The following is a 26,024-nucleotide window of genomic DNA, read 5'->3' on the forward strand; positions in this document are numbered from 1 at the left end:
TTACCGCACGCTCACACGGGCGGGGCCGGGGAACACCTTCCCCCGGCCCCGCTTTTTTGCGGCACACCCCAGCCGCTCCCCGCACCACCGAAATGAGAACCACCGCATGCGCACGACCGGTCCGGCAGGACTCCGCATCAAGTCCCCCGAACTCCTCGTCGCCGAATCGGGCGCCGACCTCGAAGGCCACGGCCTCAAGCGCACCATGGGCCTGTTCCAGCTGGTCTGCTTCGGCGTCGGCGCGATCGTCGGCACCGGCATCTTCGTCGGCCTCTCCGACAGCGTCGCCGAGGCGGGCCCCGCGGTCGCCGTCTCGTACTTCCTGGCCGCCGTGACCTGCATCTTCACCGCCTTCTCGTTCGCCGAGCTGGGCGGTGCGATCCCGGTCTCCGGCAGCTCGTACTCCTTCGCGTACGCCTCGCTCGGCGAGCGCACCGCCTTCCTCGTCGGGTGGTGCCTGCTCCTGGAGTACGGCGTCTCGGTCTCCGCCGTGGCGGTCGGCTGGAGCCAGTACCTGAACGAGCTGCTCGAAAGCCTCACCGGCCGGCACCTGCCCGACGCGCTCTCCGCGGGCCCCGGCGAGGGCGGCGTGGTGAACCTGCCCGCCGTCGTCGTGATCCTGCTGGCCGCGGTGCTGCTCGTGCGCGGCATCCGGGAGAGCGCGCGGGCGACGGCCGCCATGGCCATCCTCAAGATCGGGATTCTGCTGCTGTTCCTGGCGATCGCGTTCACCGCGTTCAAGGCCGGCAACCTCACCCCCTTCGCGGGCGCCGGTGCCTCCGGCATCACCGCGGGCGCCTCGCTCGCCTTCTTCTCCTTCATCGGCTTCGACGCGATCACCACGGCGGGCGAAGAGGTCAAGAACCCCCGGCGCAACATCCCGATCGCCATCCTGATCTGCATCGGCGTCGCCACGCTGCTGTACGTCGCCGTCGCCCTCGGGGCGATCGGCGCGCTGGGCGCGGACGCGGTCGCCGACAAGCCCGCCGCGCTCTCCCTGGTCGTCAACCAGGTCACCGACTCGACGATCGGCGGCGGCATCATCGCCTTCGGCGCGGTCGTGGCCATCGCGTCCGTCGTGCTCGCCGTGATGTACGGCCAGACCCGCATCCTGATGTCGATGTCCCGCGACGGGCTCATCCCGCGCGTCTTCGAGCGCGTGTCGCCGAAGACCTCGACGCCGGTCGCCAACACCTGGATCGTCGCGGCGGTCTTCGCCGTCCCCGCCGCCTTCTCGTCGCTGGACGTGGTGGTCAACCTGACGACGATCGGCACGCTGGGGATCATGGTCGTGGTGAATGTCGCGGTGCTCGCGCTGCGCCGCTCGGCGCCGGAGCTGAGGCGCACCTTCCGGGTGCCGCTGTACCCCGTCAGCCCGATCCTGGGCGTGGGCTTCTGCCTCTACCTGATCTGGGGCACGGGCTGGACGACGTGGGTGCAGTTCGCGGTGTTCCTCGTGGTGGGCACGCTGGTGTACGCGCTGTACGGGCGCCGCAACTCCCGGCTGGGCAAGGCCGCAGAGGCCGAGGCCGGTTCGCCTACGCCGCGGGGAGTGTGAACCAGACCGCCTTGCCGGAGCCGGTGGTGCGGTGACCGCACGAGGAGCTGAGGGTGCGGATCAGGAGCAGGCCGCGCCCGTGCTCCTGCCAGGGGTCCGGCTCGCCGGGCGGTGACGGGTTGGTGAGATCACCGGGCGGCTGCGGGTTCGAGTCGTGGACCTCGACCTGGCAGCCGCTCGCCAGGAGCTCGATGACGAGCTCTATCGGGTCGTTCCCCGACGTGTGCTCCACCGCGTTGGCCACCAGCTCGGCCGTGAGCAGCTCGGCGGTGTCGCTGTCGGCGGGCGACTCGATCTCCGTGAGCGCGGTGCGCACCAGCGCGCGGGCGATCGGTACGGCGGCCGTGGTGTGCGGCAGCGCGATGCGCCACGAGGCAGGAGCGGGAGGTTCTTGCAAGGCGGGTCCGATCAGGGCAGCAGGCGGTCCTGCTTTCAACCGTACGAATCTTAAGCGCTATGTCGACAGGGTCGACGGTCGGGCATTTCCGGGACGTCCGGCCCTTGGGTGCTCCAGGTGAAAAGACGCGCATATCGGGATTTCAGTTCCCACAAGGGCTCTGTGGTGCGGATGGGAGCTCTGGGGGCTGCCGCGGCCGTGGGGTCCACGGGGAGGCTGCCCGGACCGCATATCGCGCACTCGTGACGACGGTCACGGATCGGTGATAACTTCGAGAGGCAGACCGCCGCCGCCCCGACCGAGGAGGCCGCACGTCGTCATGAGTCCCTTCACCGGCTCCGCCCCCCGCACCCCCGACTGGCAGCACCTCCGCTTCGAGGTGGACGACGGGGTCGCCACGGTCACCCTGGCCCGCCCCGACAAACTGAACGCGCTCACCTTCGGCGCCTACGCCGACCTGCGCGATCTCCTGGCCGAGCTCTCCCGCGACAAGTCCGTGCGCGCCCTGGTGCTCGGCGGGGAGGGGCGCGGCTTCTGCTCGGGCGGTGACGTCGACGAGATCATCGGCGCGACCCTCGGCATGGACACCGCCCAGCTGCTCGACTTCAACCGCATGACGGGCCAGGTCGTCCGGGCCATCCGCGAATGCCCCTTCCCGGTGATCGCCGCCGTGCACGGGGTCGCCGCGGGCGCGGGCGCCGTGCTCGCCCTCGCCGCCGACTTCCGGGTGGCGGACCCCTCGGCGCGGTTCTCCTTCCTCTTCACCCGGGTCGGCCTGTCCGGCGGCGACATGGGCGCCGCGTACCTCCTGCCCCGCGTCGTCGGCCTCGGCCACGCCACGCGCATCCTGATGCTGGGCGACGCGGTGCGCGCCCCCGAGGCCGAACGGATCGGTCTGATCAGCGAGTTGACGGACGAGGGCAGGGCGGCCGAGGCCGCACAGGCCCTGGCCCGCCGCCTCGCCGACGGGCCCGCCCTCGCGTACGCGCAGACCAAGGCCCTGCTGACCTCCGAACTGGACATGCCGCTCGCCGCCGCCGTGGAGCTGGACGCGGCGACGCAGGCCCTGCTCATGACCGGCGAGGACTACAAGGAATTCCACGCGGCGTTCACGGAGAAGCGCCCGCCCAAGTGGCAGGGGCGCTGACCATGGCCACCCCCGCGACCATGACCACCCCCGCGACCACGGCCACCCCCGCGCGCGGCTCCGCGCACCGCATCGCCGTCATCGGCGGCGGCCCCGGCGGGCTCTACGCGGCGGCCCTGCTCAAGCGGCTCGACCCGGAGCGCGAGATCACCGTCTGGGAGCGCAACGCCCCGGACGACACGTTCGGCTTCGGCGTCGTCCTCTCGGACGAGACGCTCGGCGGCATCGAGCACGCCGACCCCGTCGTGTACGCCGCGCTCCAGGCGGAGTTCGTGCGCTGGGACGACATCGACATCGTGCACCGGGGCAGCCGGCACACCTCGGGCGGCCACGGCTTCGCTGCGCTGGGGCGCCGCCGACTGCTCGGCATCCTGCACGAGCGGTGCCGGGAGCTCGGCGTCGACCTGCGCTTTTGCGCCGAGGCACCCCCTGCGGCCGAGCTCTCCACCGCGTACGACCTGGTGATCGCGGCCGACGGCGTGCACAGCCTCACCCGCGAGGCGCACGCCGAAGCCTTCGGGCCGAGCATCGAGACGCACCGCTGCCGCTACATCTGGCTCGCCGCCGACTTCGCCTTCGACGCCTTCCGCTTCGAGATCGCCGAGACCGAGCACGGCGTGATGCAGCTGCACGGCTATCCGTTCTCCACGGCGGGGAGCGGGGGCGGGACCGGCGAGTCCACCGTCATCGTCGAGATGCGCGAAGAGGTGTGGGAGGCGGCCGGGTTCGCGGAGCTCGACGAGCGCGAGTCGACCGAGCGCTGCGCCAAGATCTTCGCCGACGCCCTCGACGGCCGCACCCTGCGCGGCAACAAGTCCGCCTGGATCAACTTCCGCACGGTCGTCAACAAACGCTGGTCGCACGGCAACACGGTCCTCATCGGCGACGCGGCCCACACCGCCCACTTTTCCATCGGCTCCGGCACCAAGCTCGCCGTCGAGGACGCCCTCGCGCTCGCCGCCTGCCTCCAGGAGCGGCCCGGCATCGCCGAGGCCCTCGCCGCGTACGAGAGCGAGCGCCGGCCCGTCGTCGAGTCCACGCAGCGCGCCGCCCGCGCGAGCCTGGAGTGGTTCGAGCGGCTCCCGGACTATCTCGGCCAGCCGCCGCGCCAGTTCGCGTTCAACCTGCTCACCCGCAGCCGCCGCGTCACCCACGACAACCTGCGGCTGCGCGACGCCCGCTTCACCGAGTCCGTCGAGCGCGACTTCGGCTGCCCGGCCGGTACGCCGCCGATGTTCACGCCCTTCCGGCTGCGCGACCTCACCCTGCGCAACCGCGTGGTCGTCTCGCCCATGGACATGTACTCCGCGGTGGACGGCGTCCCCGGCGACTTCCACCTCGTCCACCTGGGCGCCCGTGCGCTCGGCGGCGCGGGCCTGGTCATGACCGAGATGGTCTGCGTCAGCGAGCGTGGCCGCATCACGCCGGGCTGCGCCGGGCTCTACACCGACGGCCAGGCCGACGCCTGGCGCAGGATCACCGACTTCGCGCACGCGCAGGCGCCCGGCACCGCGATCGGCGTCCAGCTCGGTCACTCGGGCCGCAAGGGCTCGACGAAGCTGATGTGGGAGGGCATCGACGAACCCCTCGACGAGGGCAACTGGCCGCTGGTGGCGCCCTCGCCCCTCCCGTACAAGGAGAACAGTCAGCGCCCGCACGAGCTGGACCGGGCCGGACTGACCGCGGTCCGCGAGGAGTTCGTCTCGGCGGCCCGGCGCGCCGATGACAGCGGTTTCGACCTCCTCGAACTGCACTGCGCGCACGGCTATCTGCTGTCCGGGTTCCTCTCGCCGCTGACCAACCGCAGGACGGACGAGTACGGCGGATCGCTGCACAACCGGCTGCGCTTCCCCCTCGAAGTCTTCGACGCGCTGCGGGAGTTGTGGCCGGAGGGTAAACCCATGACCGTCCGCATCTCGGCCACCGACTGGGCCGACGGCGGCACCACGGCGGACGAGGCCGTCGAGATCGCCCGCGCCTTCGCCGCCCACGGAGCCGACGCGATCGACGTCTCCACGGGCCAGGTCGTCTCCGACGAGCGCCCCGCGTACGGCCGCTCCTACCAGACCCCGTTCGCCGACCGCATCCGCAATGAAACCGGTACCCCCGTCCTCACGGTCGGCGCCATCTCCTCCTGGGACGACGTCAACTCGCTGATCCTGGCGGGCCGCACGGACCTGTGCGCACTCGCGCGCCCGCATCTGTACGACCCGCACTGGACCCTGCACGCGGCGGCCGAACAGGGCTACGCGGGGCCGGGAGTCAGCTGGCCCTCGCAGTACCGCGCGGGCAGCAGGCCGCCGCAGACCGGCCGCACGGACGCCCCCAAGCCCCGCCTCACGCTGGGGAGGTGACGAGCGGGCTCAGGTGCCGTCCGGCGCGGGCGTCACGAAGCGCGCCCCCGCGTCCCGCAGCCGCCCGTCCAGTGCCGTGAACACCTCGGCGGACCGGTCGCCGGGCCACCCCTCCGGGAGGAGTTCCCCCGGCAGCCCCGGATCCGCGTACGGCAGCCGGCGCCAGGAGTCCAGGGCCAGCAGGTAGTCGCGGTACGCCTCCTCCGGCGGGGTGTCCGTCCGCCTCTGCCAGGCCCGGAGCACCGGCTCGTGCCGGTCGAGGAACGCCTCGTGCTCCTTGGCGATCGAGGACAGGTCCCACCAGCGGGCCACCGCGTCCGCCGTCGCCGCGAAGCCCAGGTGCTCGCCCCGGAACAGATCGACGTACGAGGCGAGTTGGAGGCGCTCCAGGGTGTGCCGGGTCTCTTCGTAGAGGTGCGCCGGGGCGATCCACACCCCCGGAGCGGCCGTCCCGAAGCCGAGCCCGGCAAGGCGGGAGCGCAGTACGTGTCGCTTCTGGCGCTCCGACTCCGGCACGGAGAAGACGGCGAGCACCCAGCCGCCGTCCCGCCGCGCGGCCGGGGGAGAGGCGTAGATGCGCCGGTCGCCGTCCTCCAGGAGCTGGCGCGCGTCCGGCGACAGGGCGTACCCCGCGGCGCCCGCGGCCGTCCGCGCCGGGACGAGGAGGCCGCGCCGCTTGAGCCGGGACACGGACGAGCGCACGGAGGGGGCGTCCACGCCGACCGGGGCGAGGAGTCTGACCAGCTCGGCGACGGGCACCGGGCCGGGGGCCGCGCGCCCGTAGGCGCCGTAGAAGGTGACGATCAGGGACCGTGGAGTGTGCTGCTCGGACACGTGATCACTCTACGGGGCCGGGCTCCCGCAGCCGGAACCGCTGGAGCTTGCCCGTGGCGGTGCGCGGCAGCGCGTCCAGGTAGACGATCTCGCGCGGGCACTTGTACGGCACCAGCTCGCCCTTCACGAACTCGCGGAGCCGGTCCGGGTCCCGTTCCGTGCCCGGACGCGCGACGACGTACGCGACGACTATCTGCCCGCGCAGCTCGTCCGGGCGCCCCACGACGGCGGTCTCCAGGACGTCGGGGTGGCGCATGAGCGCCTCCTCGACCTCCGGGCCCGCGATGTTGTACCCGGCCGAGATGATCATGTCGTCCGCGCGGGCCACGTAGGTGAAGTAGCCGTCGGCGTCGCGGACATAGGTGTCGCCGGTGACGTTCCAGCCGTGGCGTACGTACTGAAGCTGCCGCTCGTCACCCAGATAGCGGCAGCCGACCGGGCCGCGGACGGCGAGCAGGCCTGGTTGACCGTCCGGCACCTGGGCCCCCGAATCGTCGACCACGCGCGCGTGCCACCCGGGAACGGGGCGGCCCGTGGTGCCGGGCCTGATGGCCTCGTCCGCGGCGGAGATGAAGATGTGCAGGAGCTCCGTCGCGCCGATGCCGTTGATGATGCGGTGCCCGGTGCGCTCGTGCCAGGCCTGCCAGGTGGCGGCGGGCAGGTTCTCGCCGGCGGAGACGCACCGCCGCAGCGTGGAGACGTCGTGCGCGTCGGGCCTGCTGAGCTCGTCGAGCATCGCGCGGTAGGCGGTCGGCGCGGTGAAGATCACCGTCACGCCGTGCTCGGCGATCGCGGGCAACAGCTGCTTGGGACCCGCCTGTTCGAGCAGGAGCGAGGAGGCGCCGAACCGCAGCGGAAAGATGACGAGCCCGCCGAGCCCGAAGGTGAAGCCGAGCGGCGGGCTGCCCGCGAACACGTCCTCGGGCACGGGCTTGAGGACGTGGCGCGCGAAGGTGTCGGCGATGGCGAGCACGTCACGGTGGAAGTGCATGCAGCCCTTGGGGCGGCCGGTGGTGCCGGAGGTGAAGGCGATGAGAGCGACGTCGTCGGCGGCGGTGTCGACGGGTTCGTAGCCGTCCGGCTGCCGGGCGGCGCGCGCCAGCAGGTCGTCGTCCGTGTCCGCGCCGTACGTGGTGACGCGGAGCCCCGGGACACCGGCCTTGATCAGGTCGTCCACGGCGCGGGCGTCGCACAGCGCGTGGCCGACCTCGGCGATCTCGCACATCGTGGCCAGCTCCTGCGAGCGCTGCTGGGCCAGGACGGTGACCGCGACCGCGCCCGCCTTCATCACCGCCAGCCAGCAGGCCGCGAGCCAGGGGGAGGTGGGGCCGCGCAGCAGGACGCGCTGGCCGGGCCGTACGTCGAGTTCGCCGGTCAGGACGTGCGCGATCCGGTCGACGTGCCGCTGCAGCTCGCCGTACGTCCACACCTCGCCGGAGCCCGCACGGAACGCGGGGCGGTCGGCGCCGAACCGCGCCACCGTCCGGTCCAGGAGCTCGGCGCCGCAGTTGAGCCGGTCGGGGTAGTGCAGCTCGGGCCGGTCGTGGACGAACGCGGGCCACTGCTCCGGCGGCGGGAGATGCTCCCGGGCGAAGGTGTCGACGTGGGCCGATGGATGGAGTCGGGGTGCACTCTTGGCGTCCACAGCGGGTCGCCCCCTTGCCGTTCGGGCTTGTGGTGAGCTCGCGCAACGAGCGTATCGTGATGGTGACGACAGTCAACGGTGCGCGATAGAGGAGGGGCCCGGCATGACGGCATTCTCGCTCAATCCGGAACAAACCGCCTGGTGTGCGGAGCTACGCACCCTCGCCGACGAGCGGCTGCGCCCGCTGGCGGAGAAGGGCGAGCCGGGCCGGGTGAACCGCCCGCTGGTGGAGGCGCTGGGTGAACTGGGTCTGCTGGACCGCCTGTTCGCGGGCGAGGGGGAGGGTGGGGGTGAGGGTGGGGGTGGAGCCTCCACCCCCTCCGCCTCACGGGCCCCGCGCGCCACGTCCGGCGCCCTGGGGCTCTGCCTCCTGCGCGAGTCCCTCGCCTATGCCTGTACGGAGGCCGAGACAGCGCTCGCCCTGCAGGGCCTGGGGGCGCACCCCGTCGCCGCGTACGGCTCCGCGCGCCAGCGCGAGCAGTGGCTGGCCCCCGCCCGCGCGGGCCACGCCGTCGCAGCCTTCGCGCTCTCCGAGCCCGGCGCGGGCTCGGACGCCGCGGCCCTGGCCCTGCGCGCCGCGCCGGACGGCCCGTCCTCCTGGCGGCTCACCGGCGAGAAGTGCTGGATCTCGAACGCACCCGAGGCCGACTTCTACACCGTCTTCGCCCGTACGACCCCCGGCGCGGGCGCCCGTGGCGTCACCGCCTTCCTCGTGCCCGCCGACCGGGCGGGCCTCACCGGCACCCCCCTGGACATGCTCTCCCCGCACCCGATCGGCGCCCTCGCCTTCGACGGCGTGACCGTTACGGGAGACGACGTGCTGGGCGAACCCGACCGCGGTTTCCGCGTCGCCATGACCACCCTCAACCGCTTCCGCCCCAGCGTCGGCGCCTTCGCGGTCGGCATGGCGGCCGCGGCGCTCGACGCGACGCTCGCGCACACGGCTCAACGCGAGGCGTTCGGCGGCAAGTTGAAGGACCTTCAGGCGGTGGCGCACCAGGTCGCTGAGATGGCCACCCGGACCGAGGCGGCCCGCCTCATGGTGCACGCGGCGGCGGCGGCCTACGACCGCGACGAGCCGGACATCGCCCGGCGCGCGGCGATGGCGAAGCTGATGGCCACGGAGACGGCGCAGTATGTGGTGGACGCGGCGGTTCAGCTGCACGGGGCGTGCGCTTTGCAGCGGGGGCATTTGCTGGAGCACTTGTACCGGGAGGTGCGGGCGCCTCGCATTTATGAGGGGGCGAGTGAGGTGCAACGGACGATTATCGCGAAGGAGTTGTACTCGGGTAACAAAGATTGATCCCCAACCCCGCCCCTTCCCGATAACCCGCTCGGCGCGGGGGCCAACCTGGGGCTCCGCCCCAGACCCCGCTCCTCAAACGCCGGAGGGGCTGATTCTCAGCCCGTCCGGCGTTTGAGGACGAACTCGGCGGAGCCGGTGATGACGGTCACCAAGGCCCCCGCGCCAGAGCGGGTTATCGGGAAGGGGTGGGGTTGGGGAAAGGCCCGCCGCAGGCGCAACGATCCCGCACACGACTACAGAGAGACAGGAGACCACCCCATGCCCCTCAACCGCATCAACCCCGTAGACCTCTCCCCGCCCACCGGCTTCTCGCACGCCGTCACCGCCACCGGCACCCGCCTCGTCTTCCTCGCGGGCCAGACCGCGCTCGACGCCGAGGGGAAGGTCACCGCCACCACCCTCCCCGAACAGTTCGAGCAGGCGTTGACCAATCTCCTCACGGCCCTGCGCCACGCAGGCGGCACCCCCGCCGACCTCGCCCGCGTCACCGTCTACGCCACGGACGTCGCCGACTACCGCATCCAGGCCGCCCAACTCGGCCTCATTTGGCGGAAGTTGGCGGGTCGCGACTACCCCGCCATGGCGGTGATCGGCGCCGTCCGGCTCTGGGACGAACAGTGCCTGGTGGAGCTGGACGGGGTGGCGGTACTCGACTGATCCGCATAGCGTCATGCGCGACGATCACGCGAGGCAATGACGATCACGCGAGGAAACGGGGCGGGCATGGCACAGATCGAACTCACCGCGGGACCGATCGAGTACGAGGACACCGGAGGGACCGGCACACCGCTCGTCCTCCTGCACGGTCCTGTCCAGGACGGCAGCGTATGGCGCCACGTCGTCGAGGAACTGGGCGACGAGTTCCGCTGCCTGGTGCCGACCCTGCCGTACGGCAGCCACCGCGTGCCCCTGAAGCCGGGCGCCGAGCTCACGCCACCGACCATGGCCCGGCTGATCGGCGAGTTCGCCGACGCGCTGGAGCTCGGCGACGACGCGGTCTTCGTCGAGAACGACGCCGGACGGCTCCAGCAGCTGGCGGCCGAACGCCCCGACCGCGTCGGCCGGATGGTCATCGCGGGCTGCGAGGCCTTCGACAACTACCCGCCGCGCGCGGGCGGCAAGATGATGGACGCCGCCGCGCGCGTCCCGGGCGGCATCGCGCTCCTGGTCCGCATCCTCTCCGTACGCGCCCTGCGCCGCGTCCCGGGCACGGGATTCGCGGTCATGGCGCACCGCCCCGTCCCGCACGACCTGACCGACCGCTGGCTCGAACCGCTGCGCACCGACCCCGTGGCACGCGGGGTCCTGGTCCGCTATCTGCGCTCCGCGCGCAAGACGGAGATGCGGGAGGCGGCGGACGCGCTGGCCTCGTACGACAGGCCGGCCCTGATCGTCTGGGGCAAGCAGGACAAGATGATGCCCCCGGAGCACGGCCGCAGGTTCGCCGAACTGCTTCCCAAGAGCCGCCTGGTGGAGCTGGACGACTGCCGCACGCTGATCCCGCTGGACCGCCCGGACGGCCTGGCTGCGGCGATCCGGGAGTTCGTGGCCGCCACCTAGGGCAGGGCGCTCAGCCCCTCAGCCCCGCCCCGCGAACCCCGTCGTGGCGAACGCCGTCTTGTCGCGTGACGACGTGCCGTCCGTGAGCCACCAGTGCGTGGGGTTCTCGCCGTAGAGGTTGAACAACACGCCCGTGCCCCAGTTCAGGATCAGTTCCTCCTTGCCGTCGTCGTCGAAGTCGGCGGCGGCGAAGGGGCGGGCGTGCCGCCAGCGGGCCGGGATCTTCTTGCCGTCCGCGCGGGCGGGCCCCTCGCGGAGGATCTTCGTCCGCTTCTCGCCCTCAGCCGGCAGCTCGATCAGCAGCGCGCCCTCGTCCGTGGCCACGACGAGGCCGTCCTTGCCGTCGCCGTCCGGGTCCGCGGAGTTGTAGCCGCCGGGCCCGTAGTAGGAGCTGTTCTTGCTCGGCGGGATCTTGTGCGTGGCCGGGGCGCCACCCGTGCCCGGGTAGATCGCGAGGGAGAAGACCACCTCCGGCGCTTCCCCCGTGTCCGGCTCGTTGTTGCGGCTGCCGTTGTCGCCGATGGCCACATCACGGGCGCCGTCACCGTCGTAGTCGCCCCACGCCACCGCGTTGCCGTCGCGCAGCTCGACGGAGGTCCGGGACAGACCGCTTCCGGTGCGCGCCCGGTAGAGGACGCCGCCCGTCTGCTCGCCGTCGTCGCCCTCGTGGACGAGGAGGCCGGTCGCGTGCGCCTTGCCCGTGGGGTCGATGTCGTCCGCGGCGAGCCAGTTCCCCCTGCCGGGCCGGGAGTCGCTGCGGGCCGGGGCCCCGGCCCGGGTGAAGGGGCCGTACAGCAGGGTCACGGACCCGTCCTGCCGGACCGCCGCGATGTCGTGGTGACCGTCCCCGTCGAAGTCGCCCCGCTCCGGGGCGGACAGGCCCTCGCCCGACAGGCCGCCCGGCACCTGGATCTCGGTCGCCTCCGCACCGGCCTTCGGCCCGCTCGGGCCGCCCCAGGCCACGGTCGGCTTCTCCTGCGCCGTGGAGCGCTCGGTGGAGACGAAGTCGGGATAGCCGTCGCCGTCCAGGTCGGCGGTGGTGACGGTGCCCGAGGCGTAGTCGTACACGGCGTGGGTCGACGGGTCGAGCCCCTTGGCGGAGCCGAAGACGACGGCGGTCCGCCCGTGTCCGTCCTCCTTGCGGGAGGTCACGGGGACGAGCAGATCGCGGTGCCCGTCCCCGTTGATGTCGTCCGGGTCCTTCGAGCCCTTGCCGTCGGCGGGCACGGGACGCGAGGCGGTCGGAGTCACCACGGGGGTCACGGGGTTCATGGGGTTGCCGCCGCCCTTGGACGGCGACGGCTCGCCGGTGTCGCCCTGCCCGCCGCACCCCGCCGCGAGCAGGGCCAGCGAGGCACAGAGCGCGACGAGGGCGCGTGTGCCGAGGGCGCGGGTGCCGGGGACGCGGGTGCGATCTTCCATGCGCCCACCCCAACACCGCGCCCTCGCACATCTCCAGGCACGACCGGGATCGTTGCCCAGTCGTGTCAGGAGAACCGGGGGCTACCGGGGATACCGGGGTCTACCGGAGGCTAGATGTCCCGGAACGTCTCGATCTGCGCGCCCACGGAGTTGAGCCGCTCGGCCAGCTCCTCGTAGCCACGGTTGATCACGTACACGTTGCGCAGCACGGACGTGCCCTCGGCGGCCATCATCGCGAGCAGCACGACCACGGCGGGCCGCAGCGCGGGCGGGCACATCATCTCGGCGGCGCGCCAGCGGGTCGGGCCCTCCACCAACACGCGGTGCGGGTCGAGGAGTTGGAGGCGCCCGCCGAGGCGGTTCAGGTCGGTCAGATAGATCGCGCGGTTGTCGTAGACCCAGTCGTGGATCAGCGTCTTGCCCTGCGCCGCCGCCGCGATGGCCGCGAAGAAGGGGACGTTGTCGATGTTCAGGCCGGGGAACGGCATCGGGTGGATCTTGTCGATCGGCGCCTCCAGCTTGGAGGGCCGGACGGTGAGGTCGATCAGGCGCGTACGGCCGTTGTCGGCGAAGTACTCCGCCGTGCGGTCGTGGTCGAGCCCCATCTCCTCCAGGACCGCGAGCTCGATCTCCAGGAACTCGATCGGGACGCGGTTCACGGTCAGTTCGGACTCCGTGACGACCGCCGCGGCGAGCAGGCTCATCGCCTCGACCGGGTCCTCGGAGGGGGAGTAGTCCACGTCGACGTCGATGGTCGGCACGCCGTGCACGGTGAGGGTCGTCGTGCCGATGCCCTCGACCTTCACGCCGAGCGCCTCCAGGAAGAAGCACAGGTCCTGGACCATGTAGTTCGACGAGGCGTTGCGGATGACGGTCGTGCAGTCGCTGCGCGCCGCGGCGAGCAGGGCGTTCTCGGTCACGGTGTCGCCGCGCTCGGTCAGCACGATCGGGCGGTCCGGTACGACGTCCCGCGCGACCTCGGCGTGGTAGAGCCCCTCGGTCGCGGCGATGTCGAGCCCGAAGCGGCGCAGCGCGATCATGTGCGGCTCGATCGTGCGGGTGCCGAGGTCGCAACCGCCCGCGTACGGCAGCTTGAAGCGGTCCATGCGGTGCAGCAGCGGACCCAGGAACATGATGATCGAGCGGGTCCGGATCGCGGCCTCGGAGTCGATCGCCTCCATGTCGAGTTTGGCGGGCGGCACGATCTCGAGGTCGACCCCGTCATTGATCCAACGGGTGCGTACGCCGATCGAACCGAGGACCTCGAGGAGGCGGTAGACCTCCTCGATCCGCGCCACGCGGCGCAGCACCGTGCGCCCCTTGTTCAGCAGGGACGCGCAGAGCAGCGCCACGCAGGCGTTCTTGCTCGTCTTGACGTCGATGGAGCCCGAGAGCCGGCGATTGCCGACCACGCGCAGATGCATGGGTCCCGCGTACCCGAGCGAGACGATTTCACTGTCCAGCGCTTCGCCGATACGGGCGATCATCTCAAGGCTGATGTTCTGGTTGCCCCGCTCGATGCGGTTCACGGCGCTCTGACTGGTGTTGAGCGCCTCGGCAAGCTGCGACTGCGTCCAGCCCCGGTGCTGACGGGCGTCGCGGATGAGCTTGCCGATACGTACGAGGTAATCGTCTGCCATGTTCCGCAGGTTATCTCAGATATGAGATGACGCACGCGCTGGGGTAGGCCATACGAGAAACGACCGATTCAGTACGGAAGTCCCCGTACGTCGTTTCCGTACGCCACGTGCCGCTACGGCTCAGCCGCATCCGCACGAGGCGTGCCGACCACCGTGCACCGCGGCCTGCGCCGTGGGCCGGGGACCGGCCGCCGCGCGCGTCACCCGGGCGGCGGCCGCGCGCCCGGCCGACGAGTCGGCGTCATGCACCACTGTGCCCCCGGTCAACGTCAGACGCACTTCGGCAGAGCTGATATCAGCCACCGGACACCGCGTCAGATCGCGGTCGAGCAGCACCAGATCGGCCGACTTGCCCCGTTCGACGGTTCCGGTGAGATGGTCCATACGGAGTTGACGCGCCGTGCCGAGGGTGTGCATGAGCAGGGCGGACGAGCGGCTCAGCCCTTCCTGCTCGCGGTACAGCTCGCCCTCGCCCTCGTCCCCGAACCGGTCGACGGAGGTGCGTACCTGGTTCCACACCTGGAGCGGGTCGACCGGCCAGTCCGAGCCACCGGCGAGCTGCGCCCCGTGCCGCTCCAGACTGCGCGCCGGGTACTGCCAACGGTGGCGCCCGGCACCGATGTAGGGCAGCAGGGCGTCCATGGTCCAGGTGTTGCGGGTGGCCCACTGGAGCTGCATGCAGGGCACGACGCCGAGCCGGGCGAAGCGGGGCAGGTCGGCGGGGTCGACGAGTTGGAGGTGGGCGGTGGTGTTGCGCAGGCCGCGCGCCTTGGTCGTGCGCAGGGCGTACGCGTACCCGTCCAGGGACGTTCGGACCGCGCGGTCGCCGATGGCGTGCGCGTGCATCTGCCAGCCGTCCTTGTTGAAGGCGGCGGTGAGCCGGCCGTAGTCGGCGGCGGAGACGTACAGCTCGCCGCGGTGGTCGGTCGGCTTCCCGTCCTCGTCCAGATAGGGCTCCAGCAGCGCGGCGGTCTGGGCCGGGTACTCGATGACCCCGTCGAGGAAGACCTTCACCGTGCCGAAGCGGAGCCCGCGTACGCCGCCGAACGTGTCACGCAGCCCTTGCGCGTGGGCGAGCGCGGCGGCCGGGTCCGTGGTCATGTCGGTGTCGATGCGCAGGGCGGGCACGATGCGCTGCAAGAGCTTCCCGCTCTCGGCCAGCGCCTTGTAGAGGCCCAACTCGCTCTTGCCGACGACGGCTTCCATGAAGGTGGTGATCCCCGACGCGGCGGCCTCGGCGAGGACCTTCGCGGCGGCGGCGACGAGCTGCTCCTGGTCGGGCTCGGGGATGTGCCGGGTGACGAGCGGCTGGGCGTCGTCCTTGAGCACGCCGGTCGGCTTGCCGTCCGACCCCTTCACGATCTTGCCGCCGACCGGGTCGGGGGTGGAGGCGGTGATGCCCGCGATGTCGAGGGCACGCTGATTGACCCAGATGTTGTGCCCGTCGCCGCCGCGCAGGACGACCGGGCGCCGGGTGGGCAGGGCGTCGAGCATGGAGTGGTGCGGGGCGGTCCCGTGCGGAAGGAGCCCCACGGGGTTCCAGTCCTCCACCACCAGCCACCCGTCGGGCTCCTGGTCGGCGGAGTCCTTCAGGAAGTCCGTCAGGGTCTTCTGGAGGTCGGCGACGGTCTGTTCGGCACTGGCGAGCGAAGGCTTCAGGGAGCGGTTGGCGGCGTCCATCGGGTGGGCGTGCCCGTCGTGGATGCCGCTCATGAGGGTCCCGCCGCGCGCGTCGACGACCTCCGTGTCCCGCCCGATGAACCGCTTCAGCGCGGAGTCGCTCCCGACGGCAAGAATCCTCCCGTCCCGCCCGACGGCGACGGCCCGCGCACGGTCGCGCCCGGGAGTGCCGCTGAAGACACGGGCGTTGTGCACCACGAGCGCGGCGGACCGCCGGGGCGATGCGGCGGCGGGCGCGGCGCCCACGGCGGTGAGCAGCCCGGTGGCCCCGGCGGCGGCGATGAGGCCACGGCGGGAGAGGGAGGAGGACGGAGAGGGCATGGACGCTCCAGGGTGCGGCCGGCCCCGGACGCCGACGGTGCGCCGCGGGGTGATCGGGTGGGAGGGGGCAAGATCCGCCGAGCAGCGGCGGCATGAACGCTTGCCGAGTAAGGCGTTAACCAGAAGCCACCCGCATCGACGAAATCCGCATCCGTACGATGTGCCCCGTGCCAAGGCCGACCCTCGCCGACATCGCCCGCGCAGCGGAGGTATCGACTGCGACGGTCTCGCACGCCCTGAACGGCACGGGCCGCATAGGCGAGTCCACCCGCCGCCGGGTACGCGAGGTGGCCACCGCCCTCGGCTACGGCACGCCCCGCACCGCCCCGCGCACCCGGACGCTCGGCATCGCCGTCACGACGTTCGCCACCGCCTGGAACTACACGGAGATCGCCTACTTCTCGCGCGCCGTCACGGCGGCCACATCGGCGGCCCACGCGCGGGGCTACGCCCTGATCACGCTGCCCGCGGACCGCGCGGCGGACGACACCTGGCACAGCCTCGCCGTCGACGGAATGCTGATCATGGACAGCCCGCGCGGTGACCCCATGGTCAACGCGCTGCGCGCCCGCGGCATCCCGCTCGTCTTCGACGGCGTCCCCGGTGACCCGCGCCCCGGCGACCACTGGGTCGACAACGACCACGAGGCGACCACCCGCGAGGTCCTCGACCACCTCACGGCATCCGGCGCCCGCCGTATCGCCCTGCAGTCCGGCAACGGCGACGAGCACTACGCCCGCGCGGTGACGGCCGCGTACGCCGGATGGTGCGCGGAGCGCGGCGCCGAACCGCTGGTGGTGCCCTTCGACCTGGCGGACGGCCAGGGGCGCTCGCTCGACGCGCTGTTGCGGGGACCGGACCGCGCCGACGCCGTCTACGCGGCGTACGACCCCGGCGGCCACCGGCTGCTGGCCGCCGCGGCCCGGCTCGGTCTGCGCGTCCCCGGCGACCTGCGGGTGGTGTGCGCGAGCGAGGACCCCGGATACGCGACGACGCGGCCGCCCGTGACCACGGTGACCCTCGACCCGGAGCGGACGGCCCGCGCCGCCGTCGGCCTCCTGGTCGACCTGATCGAGGGCGGCGGCTCGGCGGCGCCGGGGCCGGTCGTCGTACCGGCGCGGCTCCTCGTGCGCGCGTCGTCGGGTGCTCAGCCCGCGGCCGGATAGTCGGCGTACCCCTTCGCGCCGCCCTGGTAGTACGTGACGGGATCACCGGCCGCCAGCTCCCGGCCCAGGGCGAACCGGCCGACCAGGTCGGGGTTGGCGACGAAGTGGGTGGCGAAGGACACGGCATCGGCGTGTCCCGCGTCGACGAGGGCGTTCGCGGAGTCCCTGTCGAAGCCGTTGTTCGCGATCAGCGGCCCTTCGAAACGCTTCCGGTAGCGGGCGAACGCCTCGAAGTCGGGGCTCTCGCCGGGGCCCGCGAGGTCGGGGCCGCGCAGGTGGAGATAGGCCAGGGGGCGCTCGTTCAGCTCCGTCACCAGCTCGTCGTAGTCGGCGAGCAGTTCCTCGTCGACCACGAAACGCTCGGTCGCGGCCATGTACGGCGCGAGGCGCACGCCCACCCGCCGCCCGTCCCACTCGGCGGTGACCGCGTCGACGACATCGAGCAGCAGGCGGCGCCGTCCCGCGCGGTCTCCGCCGTAGGCGTCCGTGCGGTGGTTGAGCAGCGGATTGAGGAACTGGGTGAAGAGGAACGCGCCGAGGGCGCCGATCTCGACCCCGTCGAACCCGGCGCGCCGCGCGTTGGCCGCCGCGGCGCGGAACTCGGCGACGGTGGCCCGGATGTCGTCGGCGGTCATCGCGCGCGGTGTGAGCGTCTCCTTGAACCCGCCGGGCGTGAAGGTCCGCGCGCGGGGGTCGATCGCCGAAGGCCCGGCGGGCGGTTCGCCGCCGAGGTGGTCGGGGTGCGACGCGGCGCCGGTGTGCCAGAGCTGCTGCACGATGCGGCCGCCGAGGGTGTGGACGACGTCGGTGACCCGGCGCCATCCGGCGACCTGGGCCTCGCTGTAGACGCCGGGGACGTTGACGAAGCCGATGGCCCGCTCGCTGACCCAGGTCCCCTCGGTGACGATGAGCCCGGCACCGGCGCGCTGCCCGTAGTAGGCGGCGTGCAGTTCGGTGGGGACGAGGCCGGGGTTGTCGGCGCGGGCCCGGGTGAGCGGGGCCATCACCACGCGGTTGGGCATCCGGAGCTCGCCCAGGCGGGTGCCGTGCAGAAGTGGCTGGTCCAGGGTGAGGGGCAGGGCGGCGGTCATGACGGTTCTCCTTCGTGGCGTTCGTGGCGTTACTGTCACGGCGGCTCGGCGCGGGGGACACGAAGCCGGGGGGCCACGAAGGTGACGGCGTACGACGGGGAAAGGTGACCGATGGACGGGCAAGAGGTACTCGCCGACCGCTTCGAGGCGCACCGGGGGCATCTGCGCGGTGTCGCCTACCGCATGCTCGGCTCGCTCAGCGACGCCGACGACGCGGTCCAGGAGACCTGGCTGCGCCTCAGCCGCACCGATGCCGACGAGATCGAGAACCTCACCGGCTGGCTGCGCACGGTCGTCTCCCGCCTCTGCCTCGACATGCTGCGCTCCGCCGCCAAACGCCACGAGGAACCGGCGGGGGAGCGCCTTCCGGACCGGATTCCGCCGTCCGGCGACGACGGTGACCCGCAGGAGGAGGTGCTCCTGGCCGACTCGGTGGGCCGCGCGCTGCTCGTGGTCCTCGGCACGCTGGGGCCCGCCGAGCGGGTGGCCTTCGTGCTGCACGACCTGTTCGCAGTGCCGTTCGACCAGATCGCGCCCGTCGTGGAGCGCACCCCCGTCGCCACGAAGAAGCTCGCGAGCCGCGCGCGGCACAAGGTGCAGGCCCCGCCCGAGGCGCTTGCCGTCCCGGTGCGCGCGGAGCACCGGCGTGTCGTGGAGACCTTTCTCGCGGCCGCCCGCACCGGCGACCTGGAGGCGCTGCTCACGGTCCTGGCCCCCGACGTCGTGCGCACGGCCGACCTCTCCGCGCTGCCGGCGGGCGGCGCCGCGGTGATCCGCGGCGCACGGGCGGTGGCCGAGGAGACGGTCCTGCTCAGGCGCAACGCCCGCTTCGCGCAGGCCGCGCTGGTCGGCGGAGCGGTGGGACTCGTCGTGGCGCCGCGGGGCAGGCTGCTCCTCGCGCTCGTCATCAGGGTCGAGGAAGGGCGCGTCGCCGCGTACGAGGTCGTCGCAGATCCCGCGCGGCTGGCGGCTCTGGAGGTGTCCGTTCTCGACGAGGTGTCCGGCACCCCCGAAGGAGGGCATGGCGAACTGTGAGCGGGCGCACTTCGTCGTGACGCCGGGGCATGTACTAGAGTTATCTCGACATCGAGATATCTGCCGAGGCGCACCAGAAGCCGCCACTCGGTAAGGGTTACCTAACTAAGCCTTACCTTAGCGGATCGACGAGGAGTCGTGGCGGCAGGATGTGACGGAAACGCGCACATATATGAAGGAGACTGTCGTGTCGGCGAACAGCTTCGACGCCCGCAGCACGCTGCGCGTGGGCGACGAGTCGTACGAGATCTTCAAGCTGGACAAGGTAGAGGGCTCCGCGCGCCTCCCTTACAGCTTGAAGGTGCTGCTGGAGAACCTGCTCCGCACCGAGGACGGCGCGAACATCACCGCCGACCACATCCGTGCGATCGGCGGCTGGGACTCCCAGGCCCAGCCCTCGCAGGAGATCCAGTTCACGCCGGCCCGCGTGATCATGCAGGACTTCACCGGCGTGCCCTGCGTCGTGGACCTCGCCACCATGCGTGAGGCCGTCAAGGAGCTCGGCGGCGACGCGGACAAGGTCAACCCGCTCTCCCCGGCCGAGCTGGTCATCGACCACTCCGTCATCGCCGACAAGTTCGGCACGGCGGAGGCGTTCGGCCAGAACGTCGAGCTGGAGTACGGCCGCAACAAGGAGCGCTACCAGTTCCTGCGCTGGGGCCAGACCGCCTTCGACGACTTCAAGGTCGTCCCCCCGGGCACCGGCATCGTCCACCAGGTCAACATCGAGCACCTGGCGCGCACGGTCATGGTCCGTAACGGCCAGGCCTACCCCGACACCCTGGTCGGCACCGACTCGCACACCACGATGGTCAACGGCCTGGGCGTCCTGGGCTGGGGCGTCGGCGGCATCGAGGCCGAGGCCGCGATGCTGGGCCAGCCGGTCTCCATGCTCATCCCGCGCGTCGTCGGCTTCAAGCTGACCGGTGAGCTGAACGCCGGCACCACCGCCACGGACCTCGTCCTCACGATCACCGAGATGCTGCGCAAGCACGGCGTCGTCGGCAAGTTCGTCGAGTTCTACGGAGAGGGCGTCGCCGCCACCTCCCTGGCCAACCGCGCCACCATCGGCAACATGTCGCCGGAGTTCGGCTCCACCGCCGCGATCTTCCCGATCGACGACGAGACGCTGAAGTACCTCCGTCTGACCGGCCGCGACGCCCAGCAGGTCGCGCTCGTCGAGGCGTACGCCAAGGAGCAGGGCCTCTGGCTCGACCCGGCCGCCGAGCCCGACTTCTCCGAGAAGCTGGAGCTCGACCTCTCCACGGTCGTCCCCTCCATCGCAGGCCCCAAGCGCCCGCAGGACCGCATCGTCCTGGCCAACGCCGCGCAGCAGTTCGCGCTCGACGTGCGCAACTACGTCGAGGACGACGACGAGGCGGGCAAGGAGTCCTTCCCGGCCTCCGACGCCCCGGCCACCACCAACGGCGTGCCGACGCGTCCGACCACCGTCACCGCCCCCGACGGCTCGACGTACGAGATCGACCACGGCGCCGTCACGGTCGCCGCGATCACCTCCTGCACCAACACCTCGAACCCGTACGTCATGGTCGCCGCCGCGCTCGTCGCGAAGAAGGCCGTGGAGAAGGGCCTGACCCGCAAGCCGTGGGTCAAGACCACCCTCGCCCCGGGTTCCAAGGTCGTCACCGACTACTTCGACAAGGCGGGGCTCACCCCCTACCTCGACAAGGTCGGCTTCAACCTCGTCGGCTACGGCTGCACCACCTGCATCGGCAACTCGGGCCCGCTGCCCGAGGAGGTCTCCAAGGCGGTCAACGAGCACGACCTGGCCGTGACGTCGGTCCTCTCCGGCAACCGGAACTTCGAGGGTCGCATCAACCCCGACGTCAAGATGAACTACCTGGCGTCCCCGCCGCTGGTCGTCGCGTACGCCATCGCCGGTTCGATGAAGGTGGACATCACCAAGGACGCGCTCGGCGCGGACCAGGACGGCAACCCGGTCTTCCTCAAGGACATCTGGCCGACCGAGGCCGAGGTGAACGACGTCGTCGCCAACTCCATCGGCGAGGACATGTTCAACAAGTCCTACCAGGACGTCTTCGCGGGCGACGCCCAGTGGCAGGCGCTCTCGATCCCGACCGGCAACACCTTCGAGTGGGACCCGCAGTCCACCTACGTCCGTAAGCCCCCTTACTTCGAGGGCATGACGATGGAGACCACCCCGGTCTCCGACATCACGGGCGCCCGCGTGCTGGCCAAGCTGGGCGACTCGGTCACCACCGACCACATCTCCCCGGCCGGTGCGATCAAGGCCGACACCCCGGCCGGCAAGTACCTCACGGAGCACGGCGTCGAGCGTCGCGACTTCAACTCCTACGGCTCGCGCCGAGGCAACCACGAGGTCATGATCCGCGGCACGTTCGCCAACATCCGCCTGCGCAACCAGATCGCGCCGGGCACCGAGGGCGGCTTCACCCGCGACTTCACGAAGGAAGACGGCCCCGTCTCCTTCATCTACGACGCCTCGCAGAACTACCAGGCGGCCGGCACCCCCCTCGCGATCCTCGCGGGCAAGGAGTACGGCTCGGGCTCGTCCCGCGACTGGGCCGCCAAGGGCACCGCGCTGCTCGGCGTGAAGGCCGTCATCGCCGAGTCGTACGAGCGCATCCACCGCTCGAACCTCATCGGCATGGGTGTCCTGCCGCTCCAGTTCCCGGAGGGCCTGTCCGCCGAGTCCCTCGGCCTCACCGGCGAGGAGTCCTTCTCCTTCACCGGCGTGACCGAGCTGAACAACGGCACGACCCCGAGCACGGTCAAGGTCACGACCGACACCGGTGTGGAGTTCGACGCGGTCGTCCGCATCGACACCCCCGGTGAGGCGGACTACTACCGCAACGGCGGCATCATGCAGTACGTGCTGCGCAGCCTGATCCGTAAGTAGGCCTCAGCAGACAGCAGTTGAGGGCCGCACCCCCGGCTGGGGGTGCGGCCCTCGTGCGTTGTCTGCGGCGCCGCGGGGGCTTGTCGCGCAATTCCCCGCGCCCCCTACGGGGTCTAGCCGCCGTACGGGACCGTGATCAGTTCCATCGCGTGCTTCGACGGGTCCAGGAAGTAGACGCCGCGTCCGCCGTCGTTGGTGTTGATCTCGCCCGGCTGCTTCTGCTGCGGGTCGGCCCAGTGCTCGATGCCGCGTGCCCTGATCTTCTCGTACGCCGCGTCGAACTCCGGCTCGGAGAGCAGGAAGGCGTAGTGCTGCGGGGTGATCTTGTCCGCGGGGATGCTGGCGAAGTCCAGGGTGACGGAGTTGCTCAGTTGCACCGCGATGAACGGGCCCCACTCCGAGGCGATTTCGAGCCCCAGAAGATCCGAGAAGAACTCGGCGGACTCCCGGTTGTCCCGGGCGTGGATGATCGTGTGGTTCAGCTCGACTGACAAGGAATGCCTCCAGAAGGCATCTCCCGACACCTCCATGCCTCACCCAGCCGGTGACCGACACGCGATGTCGCCGTCGATCTTAGTCACGGCGACACCGCGCTGTCACCCCTCTTCCCAGCCGACACTGCCGACACCCGTGCCGGCGATGCAGCGGGCACTCGACACGTCGGACGCGCCCGGCTTCAGCGTCTTCCACTGTCCGGCGGTGTCGGGCCATTCCCCGCAGACCACCGTGACACGGAAGGCCGTCACGACACCGGTGTTGTTGGTGCAGTGCGCGTGACCCCAGTAACCGTCGGTGTCCGTGGTGCAGTTGAGGACATTGGCCACCGCGGCCGACGCCTGCTGCGCCGCCGCCGCGCCCGGCGCGACGGCGAACACCGGCAGCACGGCGGCCGCCACCGCCGCGAGCTTGAGGGCGAGCCCGGTAAGACGACGAGGCTTGTTCATGGGTCGGTCTCCTTCTGGTTCCGCGTCGCGGTGCACCGGTCGTGCACCGCTGTCCGCACTCCAGTGATGTTTCCGGGCGGCCCTGTCGCGCCGGTCACTCCTTGGTCACTCGACACTCACGCCTCGTGCTGGAATGATGACTCTGGGTGACGATGGTGGGTGACGGGGGTGAGGATCACGGAGTTCGAGTACAGGCTTCTGGGGCCGCTTGAAGTGCTGTTCGACGGCAGGCCCGTGGCGATGCGGGCAGCCAAGCAGCGGGCCCTTCTGGCATCGCTTCTGATCGACGCGAACAAGGTCGTCCCCAGTGAAACCCTGATCGCCAGGCTGTGGGACGAACCACCGGACGGCGCCCGCAACGCCCTGCAGAACTACGTGCTGCGGCTGCGCCGCACCCTCGGCTGCGGGTCCCGGGGGCCGATCCGCACCTGCGCGGACGGCTATCTCGTCCACGTGCCCGACGAGGCCCTGGACCTGCACCGCTTCGACGCCCTGGTCGCCCGTGCCCGGTCCGCCGCGGCGGCGCAGGCCACGGAGCGGGCATCGGCGCTGCTCGGCGAGGCGCTGGCGCTGTGGCGCGGAGAGCCGTTCTCGGACGTCCCGTCCGAGCGGCTGCGGCTGGACGTCGCCCCCGCGCTGCACGAACGCCGCCTGGCCGCCCTGGAGTTGCACACCGACGCCGACGTCCGGCTCGGGCGCCACGCGGACGTACTGCCGCGCCTGCGCGAACTCACCGCCGCCCACCCGCTCCAGGAGCGCTTCTGGGCGCAGCGCATGCTGGCCCTCTACCGCTCGGGCCGGCAGAGCGAGGCCCTGGACTGCTACCGGACCGTCAGCGCCCTGCTCGTCGAGGAGCTGGGCGTCAACCCGGGACCGGAGCTGTGGCAGCTCCATCAGCGGGTGCTCACCGCCGACCCCTCCCTGACCGCGCCGTCGTCGCCGGACGGCCCACGGACCGAGGGGAACCTGCCCGCCGAGACGACGACGTTCATCGGCCGCGAGAGCATGCTCCGCAAGACCCGCAAGCTCCTGGAGAGCGCCCGCCTCGTCACGCTCACCGGGCCGGGCGGAGTGGGCAAGACGCGCCTCGCGCTGCGCGCGGCGGCCGAGGCGTCCTGGGCCTTTCCGCACGGCGCGTGGCTCGCCGACCTCGCGCCGCTGACCGAGCCGAAGCTCCTGGACCGCGCGGTCGCCGAGGCGCTCGGCATCCCCGACCAGTCGCTGCGGCCCGGCACGGCGGTGCTCGTCGAGCACCTGAGGGAGCGGCAGTTGCTCCTCGTGCTCGACAACTGCGAGCACGTGGCCGAGGCCGCCGGACACCTCCTGAGTACGCTCCTGACCGCCGCCCCCGGCCTGCGCGTGCTGGCCACCAGCCGCCAAGGGCTGCGCATCCCCGGCGAGTACCTGCTGCCCGTGCCGCCGCTGACCGTCCCCCAGGACCGGGGCGCGCCACCGACGCCGACGCGCTGTGAGGCCGTGCGGCTGCTTGCCGACCGCGCCGAGGCCTGCGCCCCGCACTTCCGGATCACCCGGCGCAACGAGGAGGCCGTGGGCCGCCTGTGCCGCCGTCTGGACGGCATCCCGCTGGCGATCGAGCTGGCCGCCGTGCGTCTGGGCGCGCTCTCGGCCGAGGAGATCCTGGAGCGCCTCGACGACCGCTTCCGGCTGCTCTCCGACACCGGGAAACCCACCGGGCCCCGGCACCAGCGCACCCTGCGCGGCGTCGTCGACTGGAGCCACGACCTGTGCGACGAACGCGAGAGGAGGCTGTGGGCAGGGGTGTCGGTGTTCTCCGGCGGCTTCGACCTCGCGGCGGCCGAGGCGGTGTGCCCGGGTGACGACACCACCCGCGAGGACATCGTGGACGTCCTCGCCGCTCTGGTGCACAAGTCGGTGCTCACCGTCGACACCACCGGCCCCCGGGCCCGGTACCGCATGCTGGAGACCCTGCGCCAGTACGGGCAGTGCAGGCTCCAGGAGCTGGGCCGGGACATCCCGCTGCGGCGGCGCCACTGCGCGTACTACGCGGACATGGCCGCGCGGTCGGCCGAGCAGTGGTGCGGGCCCGACGAGGTCGCCTGGCTGTCCCGGCTGCGCCTGGAGTCACCGAACCTGCGGGCGGCCCTGGACTTCTGCGTCACGGGGGAGGGCGACGCCACGGCCGGTCTCGCGATCGCCGCGAACCTCACCCGCACCCGGTACTGGTTCTTCAGCAGCTCGCTCGGCGAAGGCCGCCACTGGCTGACCCGCGCGCTCGACCTCGCCCCGACGGCCCCCGCCCCACTGCGCGTCGGCTGCTTGGCCCTGGCCGCCTGGATCGCGCTGTGCCAGGGGGACCGATCCACCGCCGAACGCTTCCTGGCCGAGGCCGGTCGGCTCGGCCGGGACGACGAGGACGTCGAAGCGCTGGGCGTGCTCTCGTACGTGGAGGGCGCCTTCGCCTTCCTCGTCCACGCGGACGCGGGGTCCATCGCGCTCCTGGCGCGGGCCAGAGAGCGTTTCCGTTCCCACGGCCAGGTGGGCGACGCGCACATGGCGACCATGCTCTGGGCCATGGCGGCGGCCTTCCTCGGCGGGCGTGAGCTCGCCCTGGCGGCCGGCCGGGAGTACGCGACGGAGGCCGAAGCCCACGGCGCGGGCTGGGCCCACTCCTGGGGGCTGTGGGGCGTGGGCCTCGCCGAACTCCGGCACGGCGACCCGCACCGGGCGGTGGCCCTGTTCCGTGACTCCCTGCGCCGACAGCGGGCCATCGGTGACCGCTGGGGGACCGTGTGGGGCATGGAGGCCATGGCCTGGGCCGTCGCCGCCACCGGAGACCATGGCCGAGCCGCCCGGCTGATAGGAGCGGCGTGCAGCCTCCTGCGGACGACGGGCGTCGCACTGACGGGCCTGCGGCCACTCCACGAAGCGCACGTCGAGACCGAGCACTTGGTCCGCCGCGCCCTCGGCGAACGGGCCTACGCGGCGGCCTTCGCGGAAGGAGAGGGCACCCGGGACCCCCTGCGGCTCGCGCTGTGAGCGG

The 26,024-nt window shown here is 71.9% G+C and carries 19 protein-coding genes; 10 read left to right on the top strand and 9 right to left on the bottom strand.

Translation table 11 applies throughout. The annotated features are described in order from the left end of the window. Positions 1 to 106 precede the first annotated feature (106 nt). Positions 107 to 1,558 carry an amino acid permease gene (locus ACZ6ZP_RS07130; RefSeq protein WP_351158176.1) on the top strand — a complete coding sequence of 484 codons (1,452 nt, stop codon included), beginning with the start codon at positions 107 to 109 and terminating at the stop codon, positions 1,556 to 1,558. Here the strand turns inward: ACZ6ZP_RS07130 and ACZ6ZP_RS07135 are convergent. Continuing rightward, positions 1,539 to 1,955: an ATP-binding protein gene (locus ACZ6ZP_RS07135; protein WP_351158179.1), complete on the bottom strand. Its 417-nt coding sequence runs from the start codon at positions 1,953 to 1,955 to the stop codon at positions 1,539 to 1,541. The two genes, ACZ6ZP_RS07130 and ACZ6ZP_RS07135, sit on opposite strands and share 20 nt — an antisense overlap. Before the next feature lie 319 nt (positions 1,956 to 2,274). Between ACZ6ZP_RS07135 and ACZ6ZP_RS07140 the strand changes: the two genes are divergently transcribed. After that, on the top strand, positions 2,275 to 3,102 hold the full coding sequence (locus tag ACZ6ZP_RS07140; protein ID WP_351158182.1) for an enoyl-CoA hydratase family protein: 828 nt from the start codon (positions 2,275 to 2,277) through the stop codon (positions 3,100 to 3,102). A 2-nt stretch (positions 3,103 to 3,104) separates the two neighbouring features. Next, positions 3,105 to 5,456, top strand: coding sequence for a bifunctional salicylyl-CoA 5-hydroxylase/oxidoreductase (locus tag ACZ6ZP_RS07145; RefSeq protein WP_469405881.1), 2,352 nt, complete (start codon positions 3,105 to 3,107; stop codon positions 5,454 to 5,456). Positions 5,457 to 5,465: 9 nt separating this feature from the next. On the opposite strand, the gene ACZ6ZP_RS07150 is transcribed toward ACZ6ZP_RS07145, so the two are convergent. Together ACZ6ZP_RS07150 and ACZ6ZP_RS07155 are read right to left on the bottom strand one after the other, a co-directional pair. Further along, positions 5,466 to 6,290, bottom strand: a complete 825-nt coding sequence (locus ACZ6ZP_RS07150; RefSeq protein ID WP_469405883.1) for a PaaX family transcriptional regulator — start codon at positions 6,288 to 6,290, stop codon at positions 5,466 to 5,468. 4 nt (positions 6,291 to 6,294) lie between these two features. Further along, entirely contained in the window at positions 6,295 to 7,935 is a 1,641-nt protein-coding gene (locus tag ACZ6ZP_RS07155) for an AMP-binding protein (protein WP_383823746.1), read from the bottom strand. A 103-nt stretch (positions 7,936 to 8,038) separates the two neighbouring features. Here ACZ6ZP_RS07155 and ACZ6ZP_RS07160 point away from each other — a divergent pair, with 103 nt between their 5' ends. The 3 genes from ACZ6ZP_RS07160 to ACZ6ZP_RS07170 all read left to right on the top strand — a co-directional run bounded on the left by ACZ6ZP_RS07160 (position 8,039) and on the right by ACZ6ZP_RS07170 (position 10,801). Next, positions 8,039 to 9,238, top strand: a complete 1,200-nt coding sequence (locus ACZ6ZP_RS07160; protein WP_469405884.1) for an acyl-CoA dehydrogenase family protein — start codon at positions 8,039 to 8,041, stop codon at positions 9,236 to 9,238. A gap of 261 nt (positions 9,239 to 9,499) precedes the next feature. Continuing rightward, the gene (locus tag ACZ6ZP_RS07165) at positions 9,500 to 9,898 is read left to right on the top strand and encodes a RidA family protein (RefSeq protein WP_469405887.1); all 399 of its coding nucleotides are present in this window, start codon (positions 9,500 to 9,502) and stop codon (positions 9,896 to 9,898) included. A gap of 66 nt (positions 9,899 to 9,964) precedes the next feature. Further along, on the top strand, positions 9,965 to 10,801 hold the full coding sequence (locus tag ACZ6ZP_RS07170) for an alpha/beta fold hydrolase (RefSeq protein ID WP_351158196.1): 837 nt from the start codon (positions 9,965 to 9,967) through the stop codon (positions 10,799 to 10,801). Between the two features lie 18 nt (positions 10,802 to 10,819). Here the strand turns inward: ACZ6ZP_RS07170 and ACZ6ZP_RS07175 are convergent, their stop codons facing one another. The 3 genes from ACZ6ZP_RS07175 to ACZ6ZP_RS07185 form a co-directional block, all read right to left on the bottom strand. Continuing rightward, a complete protein-coding gene (locus tag ACZ6ZP_RS07175) occupies positions 10,820 to 12,223 on the bottom strand; it encodes an FG-GAP repeat domain-containing protein (protein ID WP_469405889.1) in 1,404 nt (467 codons plus the stop codon). Positions 12,224 to 12,333: 110 nt separating this feature from the next. Beyond that, positions 12,334 to 13,863, bottom strand: a complete 1,530-nt coding sequence (locus ACZ6ZP_RS07180; RefSeq protein WP_351158202.1) for a helix-turn-helix domain-containing protein — start codon at positions 13,861 to 13,863, stop codon at positions 12,334 to 12,336. Between the two features lie 120 nt (positions 13,864 to 13,983). After that, on the bottom strand, positions 13,984 to 15,864 hold the full coding sequence (locus ACZ6ZP_RS07185; protein WP_469405891.1) for an amidohydrolase: 1,881 nt from the start codon (positions 15,862 to 15,864) through the stop codon (positions 13,984 to 13,986). Positions 15,865 to 16,022: 158 nt separating this feature from the next. Here ACZ6ZP_RS07185 and ACZ6ZP_RS07190 point away from each other — a divergent pair, with 158 nt between their 5' ends. Next, complete coding sequence (locus ACZ6ZP_RS07190; protein WP_383823729.1) at positions 16,023 to 17,030, top strand: LacI family DNA-binding transcriptional regulator; 1,008 nt, start codon at positions 16,023 to 16,025, stop codon at positions 17,028 to 17,030. On the opposite strand, the gene ACZ6ZP_RS07195 is transcribed toward ACZ6ZP_RS07190, so the two are convergent. Continuing rightward, positions 17,012 to 18,121 (bottom strand): alkene reductase, encoded by a 1,110-nt coding sequence (locus tag ACZ6ZP_RS07195; protein WP_469405894.1) that lies wholly within the window; start codon positions 18,119 to 18,121, stop codon positions 17,012 to 17,014. The genes ACZ6ZP_RS07190 and ACZ6ZP_RS07195 overlap by 19 nt on opposite strands. 111 nt (positions 18,122 to 18,232) lie before the next feature. Between ACZ6ZP_RS07195 and ACZ6ZP_RS07200 the strand changes: the two genes are divergently transcribed. Both ACZ6ZP_RS07200 and acnA read left to right on the top strand, forming a co-directional pair. After that, entirely contained in the window at positions 18,233 to 19,156 is a 924-nt protein-coding gene (locus ACZ6ZP_RS07200) for a sigma-70 family RNA polymerase sigma factor (RefSeq protein ID WP_351158213.1), read from the top strand. 172 nt (positions 19,157 to 19,328) lie between these two features. Further along, positions 19,329 to 22,058, top strand: coding sequence for an aconitate hydratase AcnA (gene acnA, locus ACZ6ZP_RS07205; protein ID WP_351158216.1), 2,730 nt, complete (start codon positions 19,329 to 19,331; stop codon positions 22,056 to 22,058). Positions 22,059 to 22,171: 113 nt separating this feature from the next. Here acnA and ACZ6ZP_RS07210 read toward each other — a convergent pair whose 3' ends face one another. Then, positions 22,172 to 22,552 (bottom strand): VOC family protein, encoded by a 381-nt coding sequence (locus ACZ6ZP_RS07210; RefSeq protein ID WP_351158219.1) that lies wholly within the window; start codon positions 22,550 to 22,552, stop codon positions 22,172 to 22,174. A 102-nt stretch (positions 22,553 to 22,654) separates the two neighbouring features. Then, a complete protein-coding gene (locus tag ACZ6ZP_RS07215) occupies positions 22,655 to 23,002 on the bottom strand; it encodes a hypothetical protein (RefSeq protein ID WP_351158222.1) in 348 nt (115 codons plus the stop codon). A 168-nt stretch (positions 23,003 to 23,170) separates the two neighbouring features. On the opposite strand from ACZ6ZP_RS07215, the gene ACZ6ZP_RS07220 reads away from it, so the two are divergent. After that, a complete protein-coding gene (locus ACZ6ZP_RS07220) occupies positions 23,171 to 26,020 on the top strand; it encodes an AfsR/SARP family transcriptional regulator (protein ID WP_469405896.1) in 2,850 nt (949 codons plus the stop codon). Positions 26,021 to 26,024 lie beyond the last annotated feature (4 nt).

This window comes from Streptomyces sp. NPDC054047 (assembly GCF_055585065.1).

Excerpts from the sequence above, each read along its gene's own strand:
- ACZ6ZP_RS07130 (WP_351158176.1), top strand. The coding sequence starts at position 107 with ATGCGCACGACCGGTCCGGCAGGACTCCGCATCAAGTCCCCCGAACTC.
- ACZ6ZP_RS07140 (WP_351158182.1), top strand. The coding sequence starts at position 2,275 with ATGAGTCCCTTCACCGGCTCCGCCCCCCGCACCCCCGACTGGCAGCAC.
- ACZ6ZP_RS07145 (WP_469405881.1), top strand. The coding sequence starts at position 3,105 with ATGGCCACCCCCGCGACCATGACCACCCCCGCGACCACGGCCACCCCC.
- ACZ6ZP_RS07160 (WP_469405884.1), top strand. The coding sequence starts at position 8,039 with ATGACGGCATTCTCGCTCAATCCGGAACAAACCGCCTGGTGTGCGGAG.
- ACZ6ZP_RS07165 (WP_469405887.1), top strand. The coding sequence starts at position 9,500 with ATGCCCCTCAACCGCATCAACCCCGTAGACCTCTCCCCGCCCACCGGC.
- ACZ6ZP_RS07170 (WP_351158196.1), top strand. The coding sequence starts at position 9,965 with ATGGCACAGATCGAACTCACCGCGGGACCGATCGAGTACGAGGACACC.
- ACZ6ZP_RS07175 (WP_469405889.1), bottom strand. The coding sequence starts at position 12,223 with ATGGAAGATCGCACCCGCGTCCCCGGCACCCGCGCCCTCGGCACACGC.
- ACZ6ZP_RS07180 (WP_351158202.1), bottom strand. The coding sequence starts at position 13,863 with ATGGCAGACGATTACCTCGTACGTATCGGCAAGCTCATCCGCGACGCC.
- ACZ6ZP_RS07185 (WP_469405891.1), bottom strand. The coding sequence starts at position 15,864 with ATGCCCTCTCCGTCCTCCTCCCTCTCCCGCCGTGGCCTCATCGCCGCC.
- ACZ6ZP_RS07190 (WP_383823729.1), top strand. The coding sequence starts at position 16,023 with ATGTGCCCCGTGCCAAGGCCGACCCTCGCCGACATCGCCCGCGCAGCG.
- ACZ6ZP_RS07195 (WP_469405894.1), bottom strand. The coding sequence starts at position 18,121 with ATGACCGCCGCCCTGCCCCTCACCCTGGACCAGCCACTTCTGCACGGC.
- ACZ6ZP_RS07200 (WP_351158213.1), top strand. The coding sequence starts at position 18,233 with ATGGACGGGCAAGAGGTACTCGCCGACCGCTTCGAGGCGCACCGGGGG.
- acnA (WP_351158216.1), top strand. The coding sequence starts at position 19,329 with ATGAAGGAGACTGTCGTGTCGGCGAACAGCTTCGACGCCCGCAGCACG.
- ACZ6ZP_RS07215 (WP_351158222.1), bottom strand. The coding sequence starts at position 23,002 with ATGAACAAGCCTCGTCGTCTTACCGGGCTCGCCCTCAAGCTCGCGGCG.